The sequence below is a fragment of the Flavobacterium foetidum genome, from assembly GCF_004634245.1.
Lineage (GTDB): Bacteria > Bacteroidota > Bacteroidia > Flavobacteriales > Flavobacteriaceae > Flavobacterium > Flavobacterium foetidum.
On the sequence record NZ_SJTF01000005.1, the window covers coordinates 150,135 to 170,462 of the forward strand.

14 protein-coding genes are annotated in these 20,328 nt (G+C 35.9%); 4 read left to right on the plus strand and 10 right to left on the minus strand.

The genetic code is table 11. From position 1 onward, the window contains the following. The first annotated feature begins 149 nt into the window (after positions 1 to 149). Both E0W73_RS08610 and E0W73_RS08615 read left to right on the plus strand, forming a co-directional pair. On the plus strand, positions 150 to 635 hold the full coding sequence (locus tag E0W73_RS08610; RefSeq protein ID WP_135221679.1) for a DNA-deoxyinosine glycosylase: 486 nt from the start codon (positions 150 to 152) through the stop codon (positions 633 to 635). Positions 636 to 947: 312 nt separating this feature from the next. Then, positions 948 to 1,382 carry a DUF6526 family protein gene (locus E0W73_RS08615; RefSeq protein ID WP_135221680.1) on the plus strand — a complete coding sequence of 145 codons (435 nt, stop codon included), beginning with the start codon at positions 948 to 950 and terminating at the stop codon, positions 1,380 to 1,382. 4 nt (positions 1,383 to 1,386) lie between these two features. Here the strand turns inward: E0W73_RS08615 and E0W73_RS08620 are convergent, their stop codons facing one another. After that, entirely contained in the window at positions 1,387 to 2,295 is a 909-nt protein-coding gene (locus E0W73_RS08620) for a hypothetical protein (RefSeq protein ID WP_244248454.1), read from the minus strand. Positions 2,296 to 2,954: 659 nt separating this feature from the next. On the opposite strand from E0W73_RS08620, the gene E0W73_RS08625 reads away from it, so the two are divergent. Beyond that, positions 2,955 to 3,863, plus strand: coding sequence for a hypothetical protein (locus E0W73_RS08625; RefSeq protein ID WP_135221682.1), 909 nt, complete (start codon positions 2,955 to 2,957; stop codon positions 3,861 to 3,863). A gap of 255 nt (positions 3,864 to 4,118) precedes the next feature. Here E0W73_RS08625 and E0W73_RS08630 read toward each other — a convergent pair whose 3' ends face one another. The 6 genes from E0W73_RS08630 to E0W73_RS08655 all read right to left on the minus strand — a co-directional run bounded on the left by E0W73_RS08630 (position 4,119) and on the right by E0W73_RS08655 (position 13,890). Then, positions 4,119 to 6,137, minus strand: coding sequence for a glycoside hydrolase family 97 protein (locus tag E0W73_RS08630; protein WP_135221683.1), 2,019 nt, complete (start codon positions 6,135 to 6,137; stop codon positions 4,119 to 4,121). 25 nt (positions 6,138 to 6,162) lie between these two features. Beyond that, a complete protein-coding gene (locus E0W73_RS08635) occupies positions 6,163 to 7,407 on the minus strand; it encodes a glycoside hydrolase family 71/99-like protein (protein WP_135221684.1) in 1,245 nt (414 codons plus the stop codon). Between the two features lie 291 nt (positions 7,408 to 7,698). Then, a complete protein-coding gene (locus E0W73_RS08640; protein WP_135221685.1) occupies positions 7,699 to 9,204 on the minus strand; it encodes a RagB/SusD family nutrient uptake outer membrane protein in 1,506 nt (501 codons plus the stop codon). A 27-nt stretch (positions 9,205 to 9,231) separates the two neighbouring features. After that, a complete protein-coding gene (locus E0W73_RS08645) occupies positions 9,232 to 12,249 on the minus strand; it encodes a SusC/RagA family TonB-linked outer membrane protein (protein WP_244248455.1) in 3,018 nt (1,005 codons plus the stop codon). A gap of 28 nt (positions 12,250 to 12,277) precedes the next feature. After that, positions 12,278 to 13,360: a hypothetical protein gene (locus E0W73_RS08650; protein ID WP_135221686.1), complete on the minus strand. Its 1,083-nt coding sequence runs from the start codon at positions 13,358 to 13,360 to the stop codon at positions 12,278 to 12,280. An 8-nt stretch (positions 13,361 to 13,368) separates the two neighbouring features. Next, a complete protein-coding gene (locus E0W73_RS08655) occupies positions 13,369 to 13,890 on the minus strand; it encodes a DUF5004 domain-containing protein (protein WP_135221687.1) in 522 nt (173 codons plus the stop codon). 480 nt (positions 13,891 to 14,370) lie between these two features. Here E0W73_RS08655 and E0W73_RS08660 point away from each other — a divergent pair, with 480 nt between their 5' ends. Further along, positions 14,371 to 15,969 carry a DUF6377 domain-containing protein gene (locus E0W73_RS08660; protein WP_135221688.1) on the plus strand — a complete coding sequence of 533 codons (1,599 nt, stop codon included), beginning with the start codon at positions 14,371 to 14,373 and terminating at the stop codon, positions 15,967 to 15,969. Between the two features lie 334 nt (positions 15,970 to 16,303). Here the strand turns inward: E0W73_RS08660 and E0W73_RS08665 are convergent, their stop codons facing one another. From E0W73_RS08665 to E0W73_RS08675, 3 genes are all read right to left on the minus strand, one after another. Continuing rightward, positions 16,304 to 17,527 carry a sterol desaturase family protein gene (locus E0W73_RS08665; protein WP_135221689.1) on the minus strand — a complete coding sequence of 408 codons (1,224 nt, stop codon included), beginning with the start codon at positions 17,525 to 17,527 and terminating at the stop codon, positions 16,304 to 16,306. Positions 17,528 to 17,660: 133 nt separating this feature from the next. Then, the gene (locus E0W73_RS08670) at positions 17,661 to 18,947 is read right to left on the minus strand and encodes a Glu/Leu/Phe/Val family dehydrogenase (RefSeq protein ID WP_244248456.1); all 1,287 of its coding nucleotides are present in this window, start codon (positions 18,945 to 18,947) and stop codon (positions 17,661 to 17,663) included. Positions 18,948 to 19,372: 425 nt separating this feature from the next. Next, entirely contained in the window at positions 19,373 to 20,227 is an 855-nt protein-coding gene (locus E0W73_RS08675) for a DMT family transporter (RefSeq protein WP_135221690.1), read from the minus strand. Positions 20,228 to 20,328: the final 101 nt, after the last annotated feature.

The window sequence follows — 20,328 nt, forward strand, 5'->3', positions numbered from 1 at the left end:
AATCAGATTTATTGTTATTGTATCTTTAAATCTGAAGTTCAAAGTTCCTTAATCGTTCGTCAGAAATGTTATATAATTTTCTGGTTTTGTTTTATAATTACTTATCAGATTATTTTAACTCAATAAAATTATTTCTTAATTCAAATAACATGAAAAGTTTTTCATTCCCTCCCATTTCCAATTCAAACTCAAAAATCCTCATACTAGGAACCATGCCTGGAACCAAGTCTCTCGAAATCAACCAATACTACGGCCATAGCCAAAACAATTTCTGGAAATTTATGTTTACCTTATTAAATGAAGAATTTTCTACAAATTATGAAACACGAAAAAAACTCCTCGATAAAAACAAAATAGCACTTTGGGATGTATTGCAGTTCTGCGACCGGGTAGGAAGCCTCGACAGCGCCATTAAAAACGAAATAGCAAATGATTTTGAAGACTTTCTCGAATCGCATCCTAATATTGAGGCTCTTTTTTTTAACGGACAAAAAGCTGCCGCCTTCTTCAAAAAATATGTAAAACTCAAAAAAGAGTACAAAATGTACACACTACCTTCTACAAGCCCCGCCAATGCTGGAAAAACGTACGAATCTAAGTTAGAGGAATGGAAAATTATAAAAACGTATCTGTAGAAAAGGCACAAATAAAATCGAAAAAAAATACCAAATATTGGAATCATGTAACTTTTTCGAATTAAAATATAACAAAAAATTCTGACAACCGAGGTAATTTTACATCAACGAAATTAAGCCAATAGAAATTGATTTTTAAATGAAACAGAACGGCTTTCTTGAACTATAGATATTACTAAGACAAACCGTAACAGGTTTAGATTATAAAGAGAACATTGGTTATGTTAGTTTATTTTTGGGAAAAAGCTGCTCTATCTTTTTAGGGCAGCTTTGTTTTTTATACCATAGCAAAACCGCAATAAAGAAAAAAATATGAAGATTCAAACCTACAATAATCATATACGATTTTATACCCCACATCATTTTGTTTATTATCCTATCCTGACTCTTTTTTTAGGGAGCAGTATTTATTTTGCCGCCACGACAGACGATTGCTTAATCTGGTCTTTTATCAGCGTGGTTTTCATTTTTTTATTTTGTCTTGCTTTCATGTTGCGCCAGCATTACGCGCTAACGCTGCAAAACAGAATCGTACGTCTCGAAATGCGTTATCGTTATTTCTCGCTCACAGGCAAAAGATTAGAAGAATTTGAATACAAACTCACAGACGATCAAATATTTGCATTGCGATTTGCGCCAGACAACGAATTGGAGCCTCTTGTTCAAGATGTTCTGAAAAACAACCTCAGCGCAAACGCCATAAAAAAAGCAATCGTACACTGGAAAGCCGATTATCACAGAGTGTAAGACGCTATCTCTTTTTAAAATTAAAGGCAATGTAAATCAAAAACAGAAAGAGCCAAACCGAGATAATAACGGCAAAGAAAATTTCAATAATATTCGGATGCAGGAATTTAGGTTCATAAAACAACCGTTCTAAAACTGCAAATTTTTCAGTCAAAGCCTTTCTGTCAAAATTATTTCTGATTCCGTTTAAAGGCTCTCCATTATTGTCTCTGTAATGATAAACATCTTGCGTTAATTCTTTCGGAATCAAATCAGTTTCAATATTATACTTTTTTAGCATAGTATTGAGCTTCTGAAACGCATATGTCAAAGAATCTTTTTTGGCCTTGTATAATAATTTATATCTCTCTACTGCCGATTGGTATTGCTGTTTAGCGACAGAATCGCCCTTAACAGGTTTAAACAATGATTTATTCTGCAAAAAAATACAAATATCTTGATCGTGTTCGGGATGTACGGGAACACTTTTAAAAACAATTTCTATACTGTCTTTTATCGTTTTTTTAGAAATAATTCTTTTCTGCAACTCTTTTTTATCAAAACCCAGCAGATTCAGAATACTATCGGCTTTACTAGAGTTTTTTTCAAATGTACTTGCCAGAATCTTAAGGGTATCAATACTGTAATAGCTCGTTTCGGTTATCGGGTATTCGCCCCCAGAAATCGTATCTTCCTGCTTAATTACCGGATAGGGTTTTGGATACAAAATATTCTCATAATTAAACAGCTTTTGAGAACTGTAAGAAGTGAAGCCATACAAAAACGGATTAAGAACATTGAGCAGTTTTTTATCCTCATTTAATTTTTTTTCAGGCAGCTCAGAACGCATTTTCGCATTCATTCCAAAACTGTAACTGATAAAAAACGAAAAGCTTAAAAAAGAAACCAGAAGGAGCAATAACCCTATTTTCAAAAGATTACCGATTTTATATCTTTCTTTAGAGTGATTTCGAATCAAAAAAATAAGGAAGAAAAACAAAAACAAACCACTCACAAAAAAGTGCGAAATCGAAACATCATCATAAAACTTAAAACGGTAAAATTCAGTATAGCTATTTATTGCTTTAATCCCCTTAAAAGTAAAAAAACCGTACAGAAAATAGCAAAGGTGCACTAGTACTAAAACAACAAAAGACTTTACAAAAAAACGTTTTAAATTTTTATTCATATTTAAGAATTTACTTCCAAATATAAATAAACAGCTTTAATTGTTGGGCATTTCAATTCTAAAAAATGCAAAAAATAATTTGGGCGTGCCACCATCCCGATAAGAGGGCCAAATTACTTTACGCTTATACGCCCTCTTATCAGGATGCTGTCAGGCTGTCCGGGCTGCTTCGGCAGCTTCCTCCCATCCTTCACGCAAACTCGTATCCAAAACTTCTTTTCTGTGATTTCTGTTTTCAAAATAATTTGAAAAGGGTCAAAACTATTTTTAGTTGAGCACATCAAACATACATTATTGATTAGCAACATCTTAAATCCCACAAATTAGATTAAAAACATAAAATGAAAGATAATTTTTACTAACTTTAATTAGAAAAAAATCCAGACAAGCTAAAATCCAAGCTCATGAAAAAATCACTATACTTTTTGATAATCACCCTTTATTGGATTCCGTTAAAGGCGCAAACTACAGCTGAAAACATTTCCGAGGAAAGCATAATCAACATTCAAACAGAACAATTTGATCTTCAGGACGAAGTAGAATTTCCTTGGCACGCACGAAGATTCAAAGTTACTGCCGGGGCGTTTTTCCCTGTAAACAATACCGAAATACGAGTAGACGGCAACAACGGAAACATAGGCACCAACATAGATCTAGAAGACGATTTAGGTTTTAACAAATCTAGTTCTTCTTTTATGGGAACTTTTGATTGGCGAATTTCAAGAAGATCGCGACTAGGTTTCGAATACTTCCTGTTGAATAGAAATTCGGTCAAAACACTTGAACGAACTATTAATTTTGGAGAGGAAACTTATGATGTAAATGCACGTATTGCTGCCTTTTTTGATATTCAGATTGCCAGAATTGCTTACGGTTATTCTATTATATCAAAACCAAAATATGAAGTTGGCTTATTGATTGGTACACATATTCTTTTTGGAGAATTGGGCATTCGGCTAGATGTCAATCAAGTCGGCGGAGAACGCAGAGAAAATTTCAATTTTACGGCACCACTTCCAGATTTAGGTATTTGGGGAGAGTTTGTTTTAGGAAAACGTTTCGGTCTCTACGCAAATGCCAATTATTTCGCAGCAAAAATTGACAACATAGACGGCCGAATAATAAGCTACGGACTTTCTGTTTTATACAATGTACATCAGAATTTTAGCCTCACCGCAGGTTATACCGGCTTGAATTTTAAATTAAACGCTGTAGAAAAACGTTTAAACGGCGACCTGAAATGGGGCTACAACGGCCCGACAATTGGCGCAACCTACACTTTCGGAAATCATGTGAAACTTTATAAACATTAGTTTTTTTTAAGTTGCTAAGGTTCTGAGAGGCTAAGTTTCTAAGGGGCTAAGGTTCTAAGAGGCTAAGACGCTGAGTTTTTTTATACTTTGATTTTTACCAGGAAGTCCTAAAAAAAATAAAATGCGGTTAAACATATGCTCAAAGCTAAGAAACCTGAAACTTGAAACTTGAAACTTGAAACCTAAAAAAGCAAACCCGATAACTTTTCAGCTATCGGGTTTGGCTCCAAACTTAAACTTAATGGCTCAAATAAATTATTTTTCGATTGGAGTGAATTTTATTGCTGTTCCTCCTCCAGCTGCCAATTTTAGATTTAGTATCGTTTTGCTATTGACCTTTTGTTTAGAGATGGTAACCGGATACGGATTGGTTTTGTAATTTGCTCCTGCTCCATCGGCATAGATTTCGGCTTCATAATCTTTTCCAGAATCCAAAAAAGAAAGTGCAATCTTTAAATCACGTGCATTTCTGTTGGTAATCGACCCTAGATACCAGTTTTTTTCGCTCCAATCTTTACGCACGATTGTAGTGTATTCTCCGATTTTTGAATCCAATACTTTGGTATCTGACCAATTGCACGGAACATCTTTGATGAATTGAAACTCTGGTTTTCCCTCGTAATTTTCAGGAAGATCCGAAGCCATTTGCAACGGACTGAAGATAATCAGATACAAGGCCAATTGATTTGCCAAAGTAGTCTTCACCCTTGCTCCAGAAGGTGTTTTATAATCAAAATTGAAATTTCCAGGCGTATAGTCAAATGGACCTGAAAGCATTCTGGTAAAAGGAAGTGTCGTTAAATGCTCTGGTGTATTGCCTCCGTCGACAGACCATGCATTGTATTCCTGCCCTCGTCCGCCTTCCTGAGTCATCAAATTAGGATAAGTACGCTGTAAACCAGTTCCTTTCATCGGTTCATGATTGTCGATCATGATATGATATTTCGCAGCCGTTTCGATTACTTTTCGGTAATGGCGCGCACCATACTGACTGTCGTGCCATTCTTTTTTATCCAGATACTTGTTTACATAACCCGTTTTAACCGAGTTAACTCCCATTTTCTGATACAATTTAAAAGCATCTTCTAACTGTTTTTCATAACTTTTTGTTGCTCCGGCAGTTTCATGATGTCCAATCAAGCGAACGTTTTTCATGGCTGCATATTTGGTTATTTCTTCCAGATTAAAATCAGGATAAGCTTTTGTAAAGCTAAACGCAGAACCGTCTGCTGTCCAGTCGCCGTCCCAGCCTTCGTTCCAGCCTTCTACCAAAACTCCATCAAAATTATTCTTTGCCGCAAAATCAATGTACTCTTTGGTGTTTTTTGTGGTTGCACCGTGTTTTGGACCTTGTCCCCAAGTGAATTTCTCTAAATGCATTCCCCACCAAATTCCGATGTATTTTGATGGCGTGATCCAAGAAAGATCTTCAATCTTAGAAGGCTCGTTTAAATTCAGCATAATGGTAGATGTTGCCACTTCTCCTGGATTTTTTCCCACAATAATGGTTCTCCAAGGTGTTACAAAAGGCGTTTCGGCGTAAACCTTTACACCATCTGCCCACGGAACAAGATCACTTTTGTATTGTTTATCAGTAGTTTTTAATAACGTCATTGAGGCAAAATCGGTTAAATTGGCTTCGTGAATGGCGACATACAATTTGTCTTTTGTTTCAAAAGTCGCTGGCGTGTTGATAGTATCCGTTTTGCTCATCAGCGTTTTACGGTATTCACTTTCGTAATAACTGTTTTCGCGGTGTACAGGAATCCACCAGACTTCATTATTGTCTTTGAAAGTAAACTGTGTGATTTCATTCGAAATTTTCACCTTCTTCAAATGAGGCTGTTTTGGAAAAGAATACCTAAAACCGATTCCATCATCAAAAACTCGAAAAATAATATCGACCAAACGCTCTTCTCCTTTTGCTTCTTTTAAATGCACAATCAGTTCTTTATGATGATCGCGCACTTTTTTGAATTCGCCCCAAGGCTGTTCCCAAGTTTCATCTGCCGATTTTTCTTCGGTGGAAACGACTTCAAAACCATCGGTCATTTTTGCGGCACCCTGAAATTCAAATCCCATCAAAGAAGGTTCAATAACCGATTTTCCGTTAGACGAAAAGCTGTATTGAGGTTGCCCAGAAGGCGTTAATTCAAAAGTAAGTTCAGAAGCTTTGTCAGGCGAGCTGATTTTGTACGTTTTTTTTGTACTGCAGGCAAAAATAAGCGTAGAAGCTAGTGCCAGTAGACAGTATCTATAGTTTTTGTTTCTCATTATTTAATTGTATTAATTACGTCTCCTATTTAATTTCGCTCATTAATTGTTTTGCTTTTGCAGGTTGCATTGAAACAAAATAATTAAAAGCCTGATCCAGTTTTTTCTGGATTTCTATATTTCCTTTTTTCTGTATACGTAACTCATACAATCTGCTGATGTCTGGAAAAGTATTTTCCGTATTTTTTACACCTGCAAAAGTTTTTACTTTTTCGATATACGAATAACCAAATTCAACAGTTGGCTCAAACATTGTCCCTTCACCGAAATCGTTCCATGTAATCAATTGAAGATAGTTTACAGCTGCATTTTTAGCCAAAGAAAGCGTCTCGTCTAAAGTTTCTCCATTATTGTGTTCTATAGTCCATCCAATTGCCGCACCACCTCCGCCTTCGGCATAAAAATCCTTAAAACCAGGATATGCTGCTCCCATAGCTACGCTTAATTTGGGTTTGGTATTGGTGTAGAAATTAGTTAAGTAAGTGCTGTTTTTGTACACCCACGCATATTCGCCAGAAGCATTTGCTCCAGCTTCTACAGACTGATCCCATAACGTCAAAAAAGTTGGTTTTTCTGTCAGCGTATTAAAGACACTTGTCCATTCTGCAGGTGTCTGCAATACAATTGGCCCGAAATTCATTAACAAAGGCTTTCCGTTAATTTTGATATAATTGGCATCCGAAAAATAGTTTTTCTGTACATAAGCCAAATCTGTTTTGGCGGCGCTGGTTACCGAGATTGCTTTTCCGGCATTTACGATATTGGTCAAAAACCGATCTTCGTAAACAATCGCATATTCTAAACCAACCTCATCAAGCATATCAATAAGCTGTTCGGTATTTTCCTTGACCATTCTATAATCGTTGACATCATAAGTGCCGTACCAGTCAATTAAAACACCGTCTATACCTGCATATTTCATGAGCAATAAATGATTTTCGATTACATTTTTATCTCCTGAATGGTACGGTCCAATCAGCGGATAATAATAGGATGCGATTTCTCTTCGTCCATTTGCCCCTACATTGTCTGGGTTTTTATTTGCCATTGTCCAATGATATCCCCATTTTTTATCGGCACTGCTTTCTTTGGTTTCAAACCAAGGCATGTAGTGCATATAAATTTTGGTGCTGTTGGTTTTCTCGACCGAAACAGGTTCTGTTTTTTCTGGTACTATTGAATTGTCTGAACCTTTGTCATCGTTGCTGCATCCGGCAACTGTGACAATATTCATTAAACCAAAAACCAATAATTTGATATATCTTTTCATACTGATGTACTGTTTAATATTTTATTTTTTGCCACAGATTAAAAGATTAAAAAGGATTTTATTCTGATTCATTTATTTCACGCAGATTTAAAAAGATTTAAGCAGATATACGCAGATTATTTCTTTTACATTTAAAACCAAATCTGCTTTAATCTGCAGAATCTGCGTGAAACAAAATCTTTTTTAATCCCCTAATTCAGTTTCTAATCTTTAGAATCTTTTTACTAAAAAAATTAAAAACATATCAGCCTTCCACGACTAACCAACATGGAAGACTGACATTCCAGTAACCTAATTTGGATAGCCCGGATTTTGTTTTAGGTTTTTATTGGTAGTCAAAACGGTACTCGGAATAGGGAAAATTCCTCTGTAAGCTTCTGTCGCTCCTTTTTCCCACCAAGGCTGAAAGAATGTTCCAAAACGTATGTTGTCTGTTCTTCTTCTTCCCTCAAACGTAAACTCTTTCAGAAGTTCTTGGTCTATAAAAGCCAAATCTATAACTGCTGGCATTTCTTCTCCAGCGCGTGCAGTAACCTGCTGCAAAAATGGTCTAGCCAAGTCTGGCGAACCCAAACGCACATAACATTCTGCCTGCATCATCAAAATTTCTGAATAACGTATTAGCACAAAATCATGATCACGTTCCCAGTTTTCTCCTGCTTTCATTTCATATTTTGCCAAACGAACACCTTCATTTTCTTTTGCATCTGTCAAGCTTGTTAAATTCTCAGTATAAGTAAGTGGTTCTCCGTTGTCCATAATAATTACAGAACCTGTTGCCAGATTGATCTGATCTCCCTGAAGCATGCATTTTTTTCTTTTATCGGTATCTGCAAAAGCAGAATAAACTCCAGGCTGTGCACACATTCCGTTTGCGCTCCAAGGATAATTTCCGATCGGAGAAATAGCCAGTTTTTGATTGTAGTGCGCCGACATTGAATTCATATAATTCCCCACCGTTCCTGCTTTTGAATCGTAAGGAATGGCAAATATAATTTCGCTTGACGTCTGATTTTCGGTCGCAAAGTTGGTAAAGAAATCAGGCGTTAAGGTATAACCTGTAACTTTCTGGCACATATTGATGCAGTCTTCCCAACGCGCTGTTCCGATATAAACTTGTGAGTTTAAGTACAGTCTAGCTAAAATGGAATAAGCAACATTTCTTGTTAACTTAGAATACACCACATTTGGATTCAGATACGGAATTGCGTCTGTCAGTTCTTTTTCGACAAAATCATATACCTGTTTTCTGGTGGAATTAGACGGAAGATCCGTATCTTCAAAATTTGTTACGATAGGTACATTTCCGAACAAATCTAAAAGATTGTAGTAATAATAAGCTCTTAGCGCTTTTAACTCGGCAAAAATCGGAGCTTTTGCAGTTTCAGACAAAGACGATTTGTTTATCTGGTAAATAATTGCGTTGATTTTTGCAATCCCCGTATAGTTATAACGCCAAGCCGAAAGAATCATTCTATTATCTGCCTTCCAGGTATGTCTCTGAGCGTCTTGATATTGTCCGCCGTCGTACCAGTTGGTTCCTCTTGTCGGAATTGTCGCTTCATCTGAAACTACTTCATTCAAAAAGAAAACATATTCGCAGGTTGGAAAATTGTTTGATATGGCATCAGAGAATCCTCTTAGCGAAGAATAAGCTCCTCCGACTAGCGCATCGACTTCTTTAGTGGTGTTTCCAAAATTTCCGTCTTCTACCTGATCATAAAGCTGTTCGTCCAAATCAGTACAGGATACCGTAAAAAGCATGCTTAAAAAAAGTGCTGTTATTTTGATTTTCATTGTTACTATTTTATGTTATCAATTCGCTTAATTATTCAGCGTAAAATTTAGTCCAACAGAAATTGTAGTTGGTCTTGGATAATTATTGTATCTATCAATTCCAGGAGCAGCAAGACCGGTTTGATCCATTACTCCAGTTTGGTTTATTCCGTCCTGAGCATTTAAGCCGATTTCTGGATCTACACCTTTATAACTCGTAAATACAAACAGGTTTTCGCCCATTACATACATTCTCACTTTAGAGTTTTTGTATTTTAATGGTAAAGTATAACCAAGCGATACTGTCTGCAATCTAAAGAAAGAAGCATCTTCAATCCAGTAATCAGAATATTTCGGAGCTGATGTGATACCACTGTTCAAGAAATCATCGGGAACATTAAATGCAGGTAATCTGTTGGGGTCGTTCAACATCATGTTGGTTGCATTAAGCGCTTTTTGTCCAAACATTCCATATCCAGAAATTCCTAAATCAAAATTTTTGTAGGCGAAATTCATTCCGATTCCCAAAGTCAGTTCCGGCTGAATATTTCCTAAAGCTCTTTTGTCTGCGTCGACTAAAGCACTTTCAGCTACTACTTCATTGGCGGCATTATAGTACTGAATTTTTCCATCAGCATCTAAACCTGCATTTTTGAATCCCCAGAAAGTTCCAACAGGATAACCTTCTGCAATAATCTGCGAATATTGTCCAGACATACCCGCCAATCCGTGCAGCGAACCACTATAAATAACATCTGTTTTGTAAGTCGGATTTGAAAGTTTTTCGATTTTCTGAACGTTGTGTCCCAGTGTCAAATTAGCATCCCACGTAAATTTATCTCCCTTCACAATTTCTGCATTCAGCGTCAATTCGACTCCTTTATTAGACATTTCGCCAACGTTTGCCAACATTGTTCCAACCAAATACGGAGGCTGAGGCACTTCATAAGTGTATAATAAATCTTTTGTGGTTTTAGAATAATATTCGAAAGAGCCCGTAATTCTGTTGAAAAGACCAAAATCAAAACCAACGTTGATTTGTTCTGTCGACTCCCATTTTAAATCAGGATTCGGATTTTGTTTTGGTGAATAAGCCAAACTCCATGTTTTAGTAACGGGATCGTAATAACTGTCATTTCCAACTCCGAGGATTGAAAGCGATTTGTATTCTCCAATTCCGTCTTGGTTTCCCGTAACTCCGTAACCTACTCTCAATTTCAAATTATCTAGCCATCCTTTTGTAGATGACATAAATTCTTCGTTAGACACTCTCCAAGCCGCAGAAGCAGACGGGAAAGTTCCCCATTTGTTATTTTCACCAAAACGGCTTGATCCGTCGCGTCTTACGGTTGCTGTCAATAAATATTTCCCATCATAACCATAGTTTGCACGAGCATAAAATGACACAAGATTTGATTTTCCCTTATAGGAATACACATCTCCTAAACGATAATTGTAACCTGCCCCGAGATTATTATAACTAAAAGCATCTGTTACAAAACCGCCTCTTTGTGCGCCAAAACCTTCGTAGATATTTTCCAGATAAGAATATCCAGCCAAAGCGCTAATACTGTGCTTATCAATTGTTTTATTATAGTTTATATACAATTCGCCTTGAGCGTTTGTAAATTCGCCGTAGTTTCTTTGGGCATATCCTCCTTCATTCTGACCTTCCATAACAGCATAAGACGGCTTGTAAGATCCTCCTTTGACAGCATTATGCTCCAGCGAAATATTGGCTGTTGCCATAAAATCGCGCAAGAACTTAACTTCGGTTTTAAAATAACCCAAAAGCCTGTGTCTTTCATTATCAATAGTTCTATTGGTTAAAATCTCTACAGGATTCTGATAGATATTTCCGGTTACCACACTAAACTCTCCATTTGAATCGTAAACCGGAATTGTTGGATTTAAGTTATAAGCTCTTTCAAAAATTCTGTAATCAATCGGGTGCCATTTGTCGATGTTTGCAAATAATCCCATGTCGAATTTTACATCTTTATTATCGCCCAGAAACTGATAACCACTTACATTACCACTCAATCTTTCTAAACCGGATCTTTTTATAACTCCTTCATTTTTCAAATAAGAAATCGAAGTTCTGAAACCACTGTCTGCTTTTCCAGAGTTGATGCTCAAAGTATGCGACTGCGAAATGGCTGTCTGCTCAATAGCTTTCTGCCAATTTGTATTTCCGCCGTAGTCAACAGCGTCAAGGTTACTGGTTTGGCGAACATAAGCTCTCCACTGATTGGCAGACAAAAGATCTAAATTGTCGGCCACATAGCCAACGCTTGATAACCCACTATAAGTTACAGAAACTCCTTTGGTTCCTGATTTAGTAGTAATCATAATTACCCCATTTGCTCCTCTTGAACCATAAATTGCAGTTGCCGAAGCATCTTTTAGCACGTCTACCGATTTAATATCTGACGGCTGTACCACATTGATATCGACTCCTGCAATACCGTCAACCACAATTAACGGACTGTTGCTTGCGGTCAGCGAAGTTCCTCCACGTAAACGAATAGTAGAACCCGCCGAAGGATCTCCCGAAGGACGGATAATATTTAATCCTGCAACTTTTCCTTGCAAAACTTGTTCTGTAGACGAAATCGTTCCTTTTACTAAATCATTTGCTCCAACGGTGGAAATAGCTCCCGTCAAATCTGATTTTTTTACTTTTCCGTAACCTACAGAAACAACCTGAACTTCTGCCAAAGCATAACCGTCATTCTGCAGACGGACTTCGATAGTATTGCTGTTTGCCGTAATTTGAATCTTTTGTGTAGTCGAACCGATAAAAGACACTTCTATAGTACCTCCTACGGCTACCTGAAGACTGAATTTACCGTCAAAATCTGTTGTAGTTCCGTTTTTTGTACCCACTTCGATTATAGAAGCTCCTGGCAAGACACTGCCCGTATTATCGTAAACGGTACCCGATATCTGCTTTTTTCCCTGGGCCCATACACCGGCAGAAAGAAAAAGCATCAATATTAGCAATACCGCCTCCTTGGCATTCCACATTTGATGCAGAACGCTTGTTTTATTTTTACTATGCATTAGAATTGGTGTTTTAATTTAATAGTGATTATTTATCTAAAGTCTTAAGCGGAATAGTCGTGTCTGAAATGGTCTTGTCTTTGTTGTCTTTAACTAAAACATGAATTTCGCTTAAATTTGGAAGCCCGTTGAGCTCCGAAACCAAATTGACAAATCCCTTAATTTCTGCTGTTCCTCCCGAAAACTCACCAGAAATTGTCTTGCTTCCTGCCGTAATTGTATAAAGCAGTTTGTTTACGCCAGCTTCATTATTTTTTCTCGACATTCCTAAAAAATCTTTTTGGCTGATCTGCAAAGGAAAAAAAGCAAAAACTGGTGGCGGAGGCGGTATAAATTCACCAGCATAAATAATCTGGTCGCCCGAATTGGTTGTCCAATCTTTTGCAACCATCAAAAAAGTAATATTTTGCATTACAAATCCCGGTTCGGTATTGTAATATTGCTGCGGAATAAGGTCCATTCTGTAAAAACCATTTCCAAGATCTTTTAGCTTTGTCTTTTCAGAAACTTCTGGAATCCAAGCCTGATATTCTTGCAATACAGCCCAATCGTTTAGACCGCTATGAAAATGAACACTAGGCACACCTGCAAAACCATCTTTTAGATTAGCATTGAACAAAATACTGACCGGCTTATCCACCAATGGTTTTGAAGGATAAGACCTAATCACTTCATTTGCAGTATAAAAAGATGAAAAATCAGTATAAGCCATATTGGCGACATCGCTTTGTTTAGATCCATTTTTGTTTTTCAAACGAAACCAGAACCCAGCGCTTGCTGCAATTTCGTCGGGTGTTTTAGAAAAATAAAGCGTTGGAGTTAGAGTGAAGCTCCAGATTTTATTTCCTTCATATTTGAGTTTGGCAAAATCAGAAGAATTTTCCCAGTTTCCAGCATCTGGTTCAGATGGAGACCATATCCAGAGGTATAAATCTTCTGTTTCGGCAAATGTAGTTCCTGATAAATCAAAATACCAGGTTACTTTTTCGTCGTATTTGTACACCACCGGAAACGAAGACATCGGTCCAACGGCTCCAGCGTTTTCTTGTGCCTTAACAAAATTTGGCGCCATTAAAAAGGCAAGCAGAATGGTATAGATAAACTTTTTCATATTACTCTTTAGTTAATAGCATTTAATTTGAATATATAAGACACAAATGGTGTTCCTCCAGAAGAACGCACTAATTGCAGCTGCATTTCTTCATTTTTTCCCGGAACAGAAATTAATCGTAGTTCATCTGTTTTCTGGGTTTTCTGCTCGTCGCTGTACAAATAGATTTTGGTTGCTCCGGCATTGGTCGGCTGAAAATCTGAACTCAGTTCCCAATAGCCTTTTGGAGCAAATAAAGGAGGTACATTTCCTGTTACCTGATAACTTGTGGGTTTGTTTTTTTCGTCTACGCTGAAGTTGATCTTAAAATCTTCGTAGTTAAAATAAATACTCAGGTTTTCTTCGCTTGGTTCGATCTTGTTTGCTTTCGCAGCCTCATCAACCATTTTTAAGTTTGTTAAGCCCCAATTGCCATTTACTTTCTCATAAATAGTAATTGGATCTACGTAGCTTCCGTCTTCTGTGTTATCACAGCCTATGGCAGAAAAACACAACATAAAAGCTAGCCAGTAAATACTTTTACATCTCATAAATTTTTGGTTTTCGTTAGTTTGTTACCCCTTCAAAAGGTTAGAGCGAAGCTAGACGTTTAATAATTCCAAAAAAAAATATCTGAGAAAAATCAAGATTAAATTCAGAGAATATTAAAACCAAACCACTAATAATCAGTTTATTAGTTTTATTTTTATAACAAAAAAATCAAGATGCTGTTTAGACCAAAAATGATGGTTTTTAAATGGTAAAAATGACAATATGAAAAATATTAAGGGTATTTTTTTGAGCATGCATATATATCAGTTCTTTTTATTGTATAATTGCAAATAATTTTCTTGTTTTTAACATTTAATGCTTGTTTTCATTTGAAATCGAGGTTTTAGAACGATGTTAACTAACCAATTTCACCCAAATATCAGAATCACATTTTTAATTGATTTGAACCGATTTCAATTTCAAAATAACACTAACCTAACTCTATCAAAAAACCACTTTATCCTAAACCAAACCAAATCATGCAAAAAATATTGATGTTATTTTTCTTCATAATCGGACTCTCTTTGAAGGCAAAAGAGGCAAATCCGGTGCTGGAAGAATTAGATCAGGCACTTCAGAAAAAAGAAGTGTACCTGAAAAATAAATATCGAAAAATAGAAGCTTTAAAGAAAAACATATCGAAGTTTAAACTCAATCAGAATAACGAAGCGTTGTACAATTGTTATATGTCGCTTTTTGATGAATACAAATCATTTAAGTACGACTCGGCTTATTATTATTTAGAAGAAGCAAAAATTAAAGCACTAGCCTTAAAAAATCCGAAACTTCTATCGCAAAGTCGTATTAAGGAAGGTTTTGTACTGCTTTCGTCTGGATTATTTAAAGAAGCTATCGATACATTAAATGTTATTGATGACGCAAAACTTGATCTTAAAAACAAAATTGAATATTACAACATAAAAGCCCGTGCTTACTATGATTTGGCCGATTATAACAGTGATATGCGGTTTAAGATTCATTATGTGCAAAAGGGAAATCATTTTCTAAAAAAAGCTTTAGAAATAATTGGACCCAATACCAATGAATACTGGTCAGCAGAAAGTTTAAAACGTTTAAAACAACAAGACTGGCGTGGAGCTGAATTTGCTTTCAGTTATTGGATCAACAATTATAATTTGCCACCAGATTATTACGGAATTGCGGCTTCAAGTCTTGGCTATATTTATTCGGAACGGGGTTACACCAAAAAAGCGATTCAGTATCTTGCCTTGGCTGCTATTTCGGATGTTAAAAATGCGACCAAGGAAACTGTTGCATTGCGAAATCTCGCCAACGAGCTTTTTAAAATGGGAAATCTGGACAAAGCCAATGAATACATTAATATCGCAATGGATGATGCCACTTTTTATAATGCCAGACACCGAAAAATCGAAATTTCGTCTATTCTCCCGATTATCGAAAAAGCGCAACTGAATAATGTAAAAGACAAAAACGATAAACTCGAAAAAATCATCATTTTACTGACGATACTCACAATAATCATTTTTATTTTCCTCGGAATAATTTTCAAACAATTAAAAGAAAAAAACAAAGCCCGAAAAATAATGGCAGACTCGTATCTGAAATTACAGGAAATGAACGTGAGCCTAAGCGAAGCCAATGCAATTAAGGAAGAATATATTACTTATTTTATCAAGGCCACTTCTGCTTTCATTAATAAAATTGATCATATCCAGAAAAGTACACTTCATAAAATCATAACCAAAAAGACAGATGAAGTTATCGCAAGCCTGAAGCGTTATAATGTGAAAGAAGAACGAGAAAGCCTCTTTCATCAGTTCGATGAGATTTTCCTGAAACTGTTTCCGACTTTTGTTACCGAATTCAATAAATTGTTTCCAAACGATCATAAAAGCATTGTAAAAAAAGGGGAATTGCTCAATACAGAACTTCGAATTTTTGCGCTCTATCGTTTAGGCATTCAAGACAGTGGCCAGATGGCCGAATTTCTGGAACTTTCGGTAGCTACCATTTATACCTACAAAACCAGAATCAAAAGCAAATCTGATTTTAAGGATACTTTTGAACAAAAAATTATGGAGATAAAGACTATCTAAGGTACTGAGGTACTGAGATGCTAAGGTTCTAAGTTTTCTTTAGCCACGAATTCACGAATTTTTTTTTCAATCAATTCGTGTAATTATCCAGCACAAATTTCCCGTATGATTTTAAATAAAAATTCGTGAATTCGTGGCTGAAAAAATATTTCGCTCCGCTGGAGCTCTTTTGTACAACAAATATCTTTTCTATAAATATTTCGTCCCTCTGGGACTTAAGTTTTTCCGCCACGAATTCACAAATTTTCTTTTTCCAATAAATTCGCATAATTATCGAACACAAATTTCCATATCATTTTAAATAAAAATTCGTGAATTCGTGGCTGAAAAAAAACTACTCAGCAGGTTCCAACTGTAAAATCGTATTCTGGTAGATTTTGCTTAATGAAAATAATTGTTCTGCAAAAATCATTATTGCAATTGGCACAAAGAAAAATGCCAGTAAATCTTCTTCATACAAAAAGTAAGTTGAAATCATGCCAAGGCGGGTATATTCTAAATAATAAATCCATTTTCGCTGTTCTAATAAAGCGCCGCAATTTATTAAAGTGATAATCACTAAAGAAAGTACAAACACTTTATCGTACAATTCTAAATACTCAAAATAATAGGTAAAAATTGTTAGAATCAAAGTGCAGATTCCTAATTGTATATAAAGGTAATTTTTAAAACGAAGCCGTTGATGCGGATTGCTTTTGTCTTGCAGAAAACGTTTTTCGAGAATCGGTCGAATATCTTGGTCCATATCGGCTGGGCTTCCAAAAATGGCTTTCCATTTCGCTTTAAATCCGCTCGAGCGTTTCCATAATTCGTAGATTTCAAAATAATAATGAAAGTGCTGCCATAAAAAACTATAGCTTTTCAGCGGATGTGTTAATCCGTATTTTGGTTTTTCTTCTTCGGTTTGAAAAGTGCCGAAAAGACGATCCCAAAAAGTAAACATATCGCCGTAATTCTTGTCAAGGTATTTTTCGTCAGAAGCATGATGAACGCCATGGACAGAAGGCGTAACAAAAACATATTCTAACCACTTTATTTTGCCAATAAGCTGTGTATGGGTAAAAAAGGAATAAGCGCCGTGCACAATAAGCATTGTAATAACCATTGTAGGGTGAAAACCAATTAAGGGCAGAATGCACCAAAATCCGGTTCTGATAATGGCTTGAAAAGTCGTAATTCTGGCTGCGGCGGTAAAATTAAATTCCTCACTATGATGATGCACAATATGCGCGGCCCAGAAAAAGTTGACCTCGTGCCCTAATCTGTGGTACCAATACCAAACAAAATCGGTTGCAAGAATAAGAGCAAACCAAACCAAAGCATTGGCCGGAATATCAAAAATTCTGTAATCATCGTAAATAAAGTAATACAACTGATAAAAACTTGCCGCAACGAACAAATTAATCAAACGTTCCGCAATTCCAATACTGATATTCGAGACAGAACTTTCATAATTAAAAATTTCAGGTCTTTTTTTGCGTTTTGCAAGTTTATATTCTATAAATAAAAAAAGGAAAAAGGCCGGCATGGCAAACGCCAGAAAATTTATATTTTTCATCTTTTCAATACTTTACGATTCTAAATTTTGTATTCATTAAATAAAACGAAAAAGACATTTCCATTAATTGCATTGTTTTTGGAGAGAAAAAAATACAATCAATGAAAATGATCTTTTACAAATAAACCTGATTCTAATTCTGTTTATATTGTGGTGCCTCTAGTGCAAACTCTTTTACAGACTGCGTTTCGGCCACTTTTTTCAAAGCAATAATATAAGCAGCTATACGAGGCGTTACATTGTATTTTACTGCAACTCTAAAAACAGTATCAAAACCTTTTTCGAGAATATCCTCCAGACGGGTATTGATCTGGTGGATCCTCCAAGACTCCAAAAGCGAATTTTGAAGCCATTCGAAATAAGAAACTGTAACACCTCCTGCATTGGCTAAAATATCAGGAACAACTAATATGTTTTTTTCGTGCAGAATCTGGTCGGCATCTGAAGAAACTGGACCATTGGCTCCTTCGACAATAATTTTTGCCTGAATTTGACCTGCATTTTTCTGCGTAATCACATCTTCTTTTGCTGCGGGAATCAATAAATCGACTTCTAGCAAGAGTAGGTCTTCGTGTTTTATGGCAACCGAATTTGGATATCCCTTTATGGTTTTGTTATTAAGATTGTAATACAAAATCAATTCAGGAATGTTGAGACCATCAGGATTGTAAAACGCTTCTGAGACGTCGCTTACAGCAACAATTTTTACTCCTTTTCCGTAAAGAAATAATGCAGAATGAAGTCCTACATTTCCAAAACCCTGGATTGCGGCTGTTGCTTTTGCCGGCCTTATCTTTAGTTTCTCAAGCGCCAAAAGGCTAATAATGCTCACCCCTCTTCCGGTCGCTTCTACTCTTCCGAGAGAGCCGCCAGAATGCAAATGTTTTCCGGTTACTACAGCATGAATCGGTTTTCCGTGCAATAAAGAAAACTCATCCATCAGCCAGCCCATTTCGTCAGGACCCGTGCCCATGTCGGGTGCAGGAACATCTTTTTCTGGTCCGAAAATATCAGATAGCGCTTTTGTATAAGCTCTTGTAATCTTTTCCAATTCGGTTTTAGAATGCTTTCTAGGGTCACAGATAATGCCGCCTTTTGCGCCTCCAAACGGAATTCCGGTTACAGCAGATTTCCAAGTCATCCAGGCGGCAAGTGCTTTTACTTCATCAATATTTACCGCTGTATCATAACGAATGCCTCCTTTTGATGGCCCTAATGCAGTATTATGAATAACACGGTAGCCTTCAAAATTCTGTACATTTCCGTTGTCTAAAACAATAGAAAAATTTACTGTGATTTGTTTTTCAGGACGCTGCAGTTTCTGTCTGATCGAATCGTCTAAATTTAGAATATCTGCTGCAATATTAAACCTATCAATCATAGACTGAAAAGGATTATGTTTTATAATTTCTGAACTCATATTATATAGTTTTAGGTTTGGGTTATTTTTTTATCATCGAATAATTCTTGCATTTACTTCAAAGTGCAACACGGAATTTTTCTAAGACAGCAGCGCATCAAAATATTGACATTTCTATTGGTTCTCATTTTTTAATTTTTAATGAATTCAAAAAAAAGCCTTTCACGGTGCAATGAAAGGCTAAAAAAAAAAATAACTAACAAGTACTTTCTCTATTAACGCCATTTCAGAGCACGATCCATCATACAGCACATCGCAAAGCTGCATGTAAAAGACGTCATGATATTTCGGCTATAGTTTTTCATTGTTGAAGCAAATCTACAAAATAAATTTATAAATTCTATAGAATTAGTAGAGTTTATTTTAAATAATTAAATTCTTACCATTTAAAACACTGTAAACAAAAGCATTAGACTTTTAAAAATTTACTGCAATTGCGAAAAAAAGATGAAAATAATCGCTATTAATGCCAAAACCAGTCCTAAAACATTGGTTTTAGAAAGTTTTTCTTTGAAGAAAAAGGCTCCAATAAGTGTCCCTAGGATAATGACTCCCATATTCATTCCGGCAAAAACCGTAGAAGGATTTTCAGCGAAAGCTTTATGAGCCTTTAGATAAAACAAAATATTGCCGAAATTAAACACACCCACTAATGCTCCAAAAAGAAGATTTCGAAGATTGAATTTTTCCTTGGCAACAAATAATTTATAGAAAACAATTAAAACCGAAACTGCTAATGCAATTATGAAAACAAAAAACAAAGAAGTCGTATACGGAACTACAGTATACAAGGCAATTTTTTTGAAAAGAATGTCGATAATTCCGAAACCAAACAAAACCAAAGCTGGATAAATCCATTTGTTTTCCTTATTGTCGGGCCGCTTTCTCAATATGAACAAAAGCGCTGTAAAACCAATTAAAACCCCGATTATTTTATATGTATTGAAATTTTCATTGAATAACAGCCAAGCCGCCAAGATGGGAATAAAAAGAGACAAACGCTGCGCGACATCAGTTTTGGCAATTCCCATGAATTTTATAGAAAAGGCTAAAAACAAGAAAACAATAGGCAGCAAGACTCCAACAGCTGTATAAATATTCCATGGCGCCGATTCATCCAACGTACGCAAATCTGGATTAAAAGTAAAATAACAAAGTGCAATTGCAACCACATAATTAAAAGAAATAATTTGTGTGGCATTGCTATTATATTTTCTGCTTATTTTGAAAATAACGCCAACTGTTACACTGCATAAAATGCTTAGAATAAGAAATAACATAGATTTATATTAAGACTGCAAAAGTAAAATATTGTAAAAGAAAATGGTCTAACCGGTTTAAAAAAACCGGCTAGACCATGTTTATTTTTTGCCACAAATTA

Coding starts and splice junctions, on each gene's coding strand:
- E0W73_RS08625 (WP_135221682.1), top strand. CDS start 2,955: ATGAAAAAATCACTATACTTTTTGATAATCACCCTTTATTGGATTCCG.
- E0W73_RS08630 (WP_135221683.1), bottom strand. CDS start 6,137: ATGAGAAACAAAAACTATAGATACTGTCTACTGGCACTAGCTTCTACG.
- E0W73_RS08650 (WP_135221686.1), bottom strand. CDS start 13,360: ATGAAAAAGTTTATCTATACCATTCTGCTTGCCTTTTTAATGGCGCCA.
- E0W73_RS08660 (WP_135221688.1), top strand. CDS start 14,371: ATGCAAAAAATATTGATGTTATTTTTCTTCATAATCGGACTCTCTTTG.
- E0W73_RS08645 (WP_244248455.1), bottom strand. CDS start 12,249: ATGCATAGTAAAAATAAAACAAGCGTTCTGCATCAAATGTGGAATGCC.
- E0W73_RS08610 (WP_135221679.1), top strand. CDS start 150: ATGAAAAGTTTTTCATTCCCTCCCATTTCCAATTCAAACTCAAAAATC.
- E0W73_RS08640 (WP_135221685.1), bottom strand. CDS start 9,204: ATGAAAATCAAAATAACAGCACTTTTTTTAAGCATGCTTTTTACGGTA.
- E0W73_RS08675 (WP_135221690.1), bottom strand. CDS start 20,227: ATGTTATTTCTTATTCTAAGCATTTTATGCAGTGTAACAGTTGGCGTT.
- E0W73_RS08655 (WP_135221687.1), bottom strand. CDS start 13,890: ATGAGATGTAAAAGTATTTACTGGCTAGCTTTTATGTTGTGTTTTTCT.
- E0W73_RS08665 (WP_135221689.1), bottom strand. CDS start 17,527: ATGAAAAATATAAATTTTCTGGCGTTTGCCATGCCGGCCTTTTTCCTT.
- E0W73_RS08670 (WP_244248456.1), bottom strand. CDS start 18,947: ATGAGTTCAGAAATTATAAAACATAATCCTTTTCAGTCTATGATTGAT.
- E0W73_RS08635 (WP_135221684.1), bottom strand. CDS start 7,407: ATGAAAAGATATATCAAATTATTGGTTTTTGGTTTAATGAATATTGTC.
- E0W73_RS08615 (WP_135221680.1), top strand. CDS start 948: ATGAAGATTCAAACCTACAATAATCATATACGATTTTATACCCCACAT.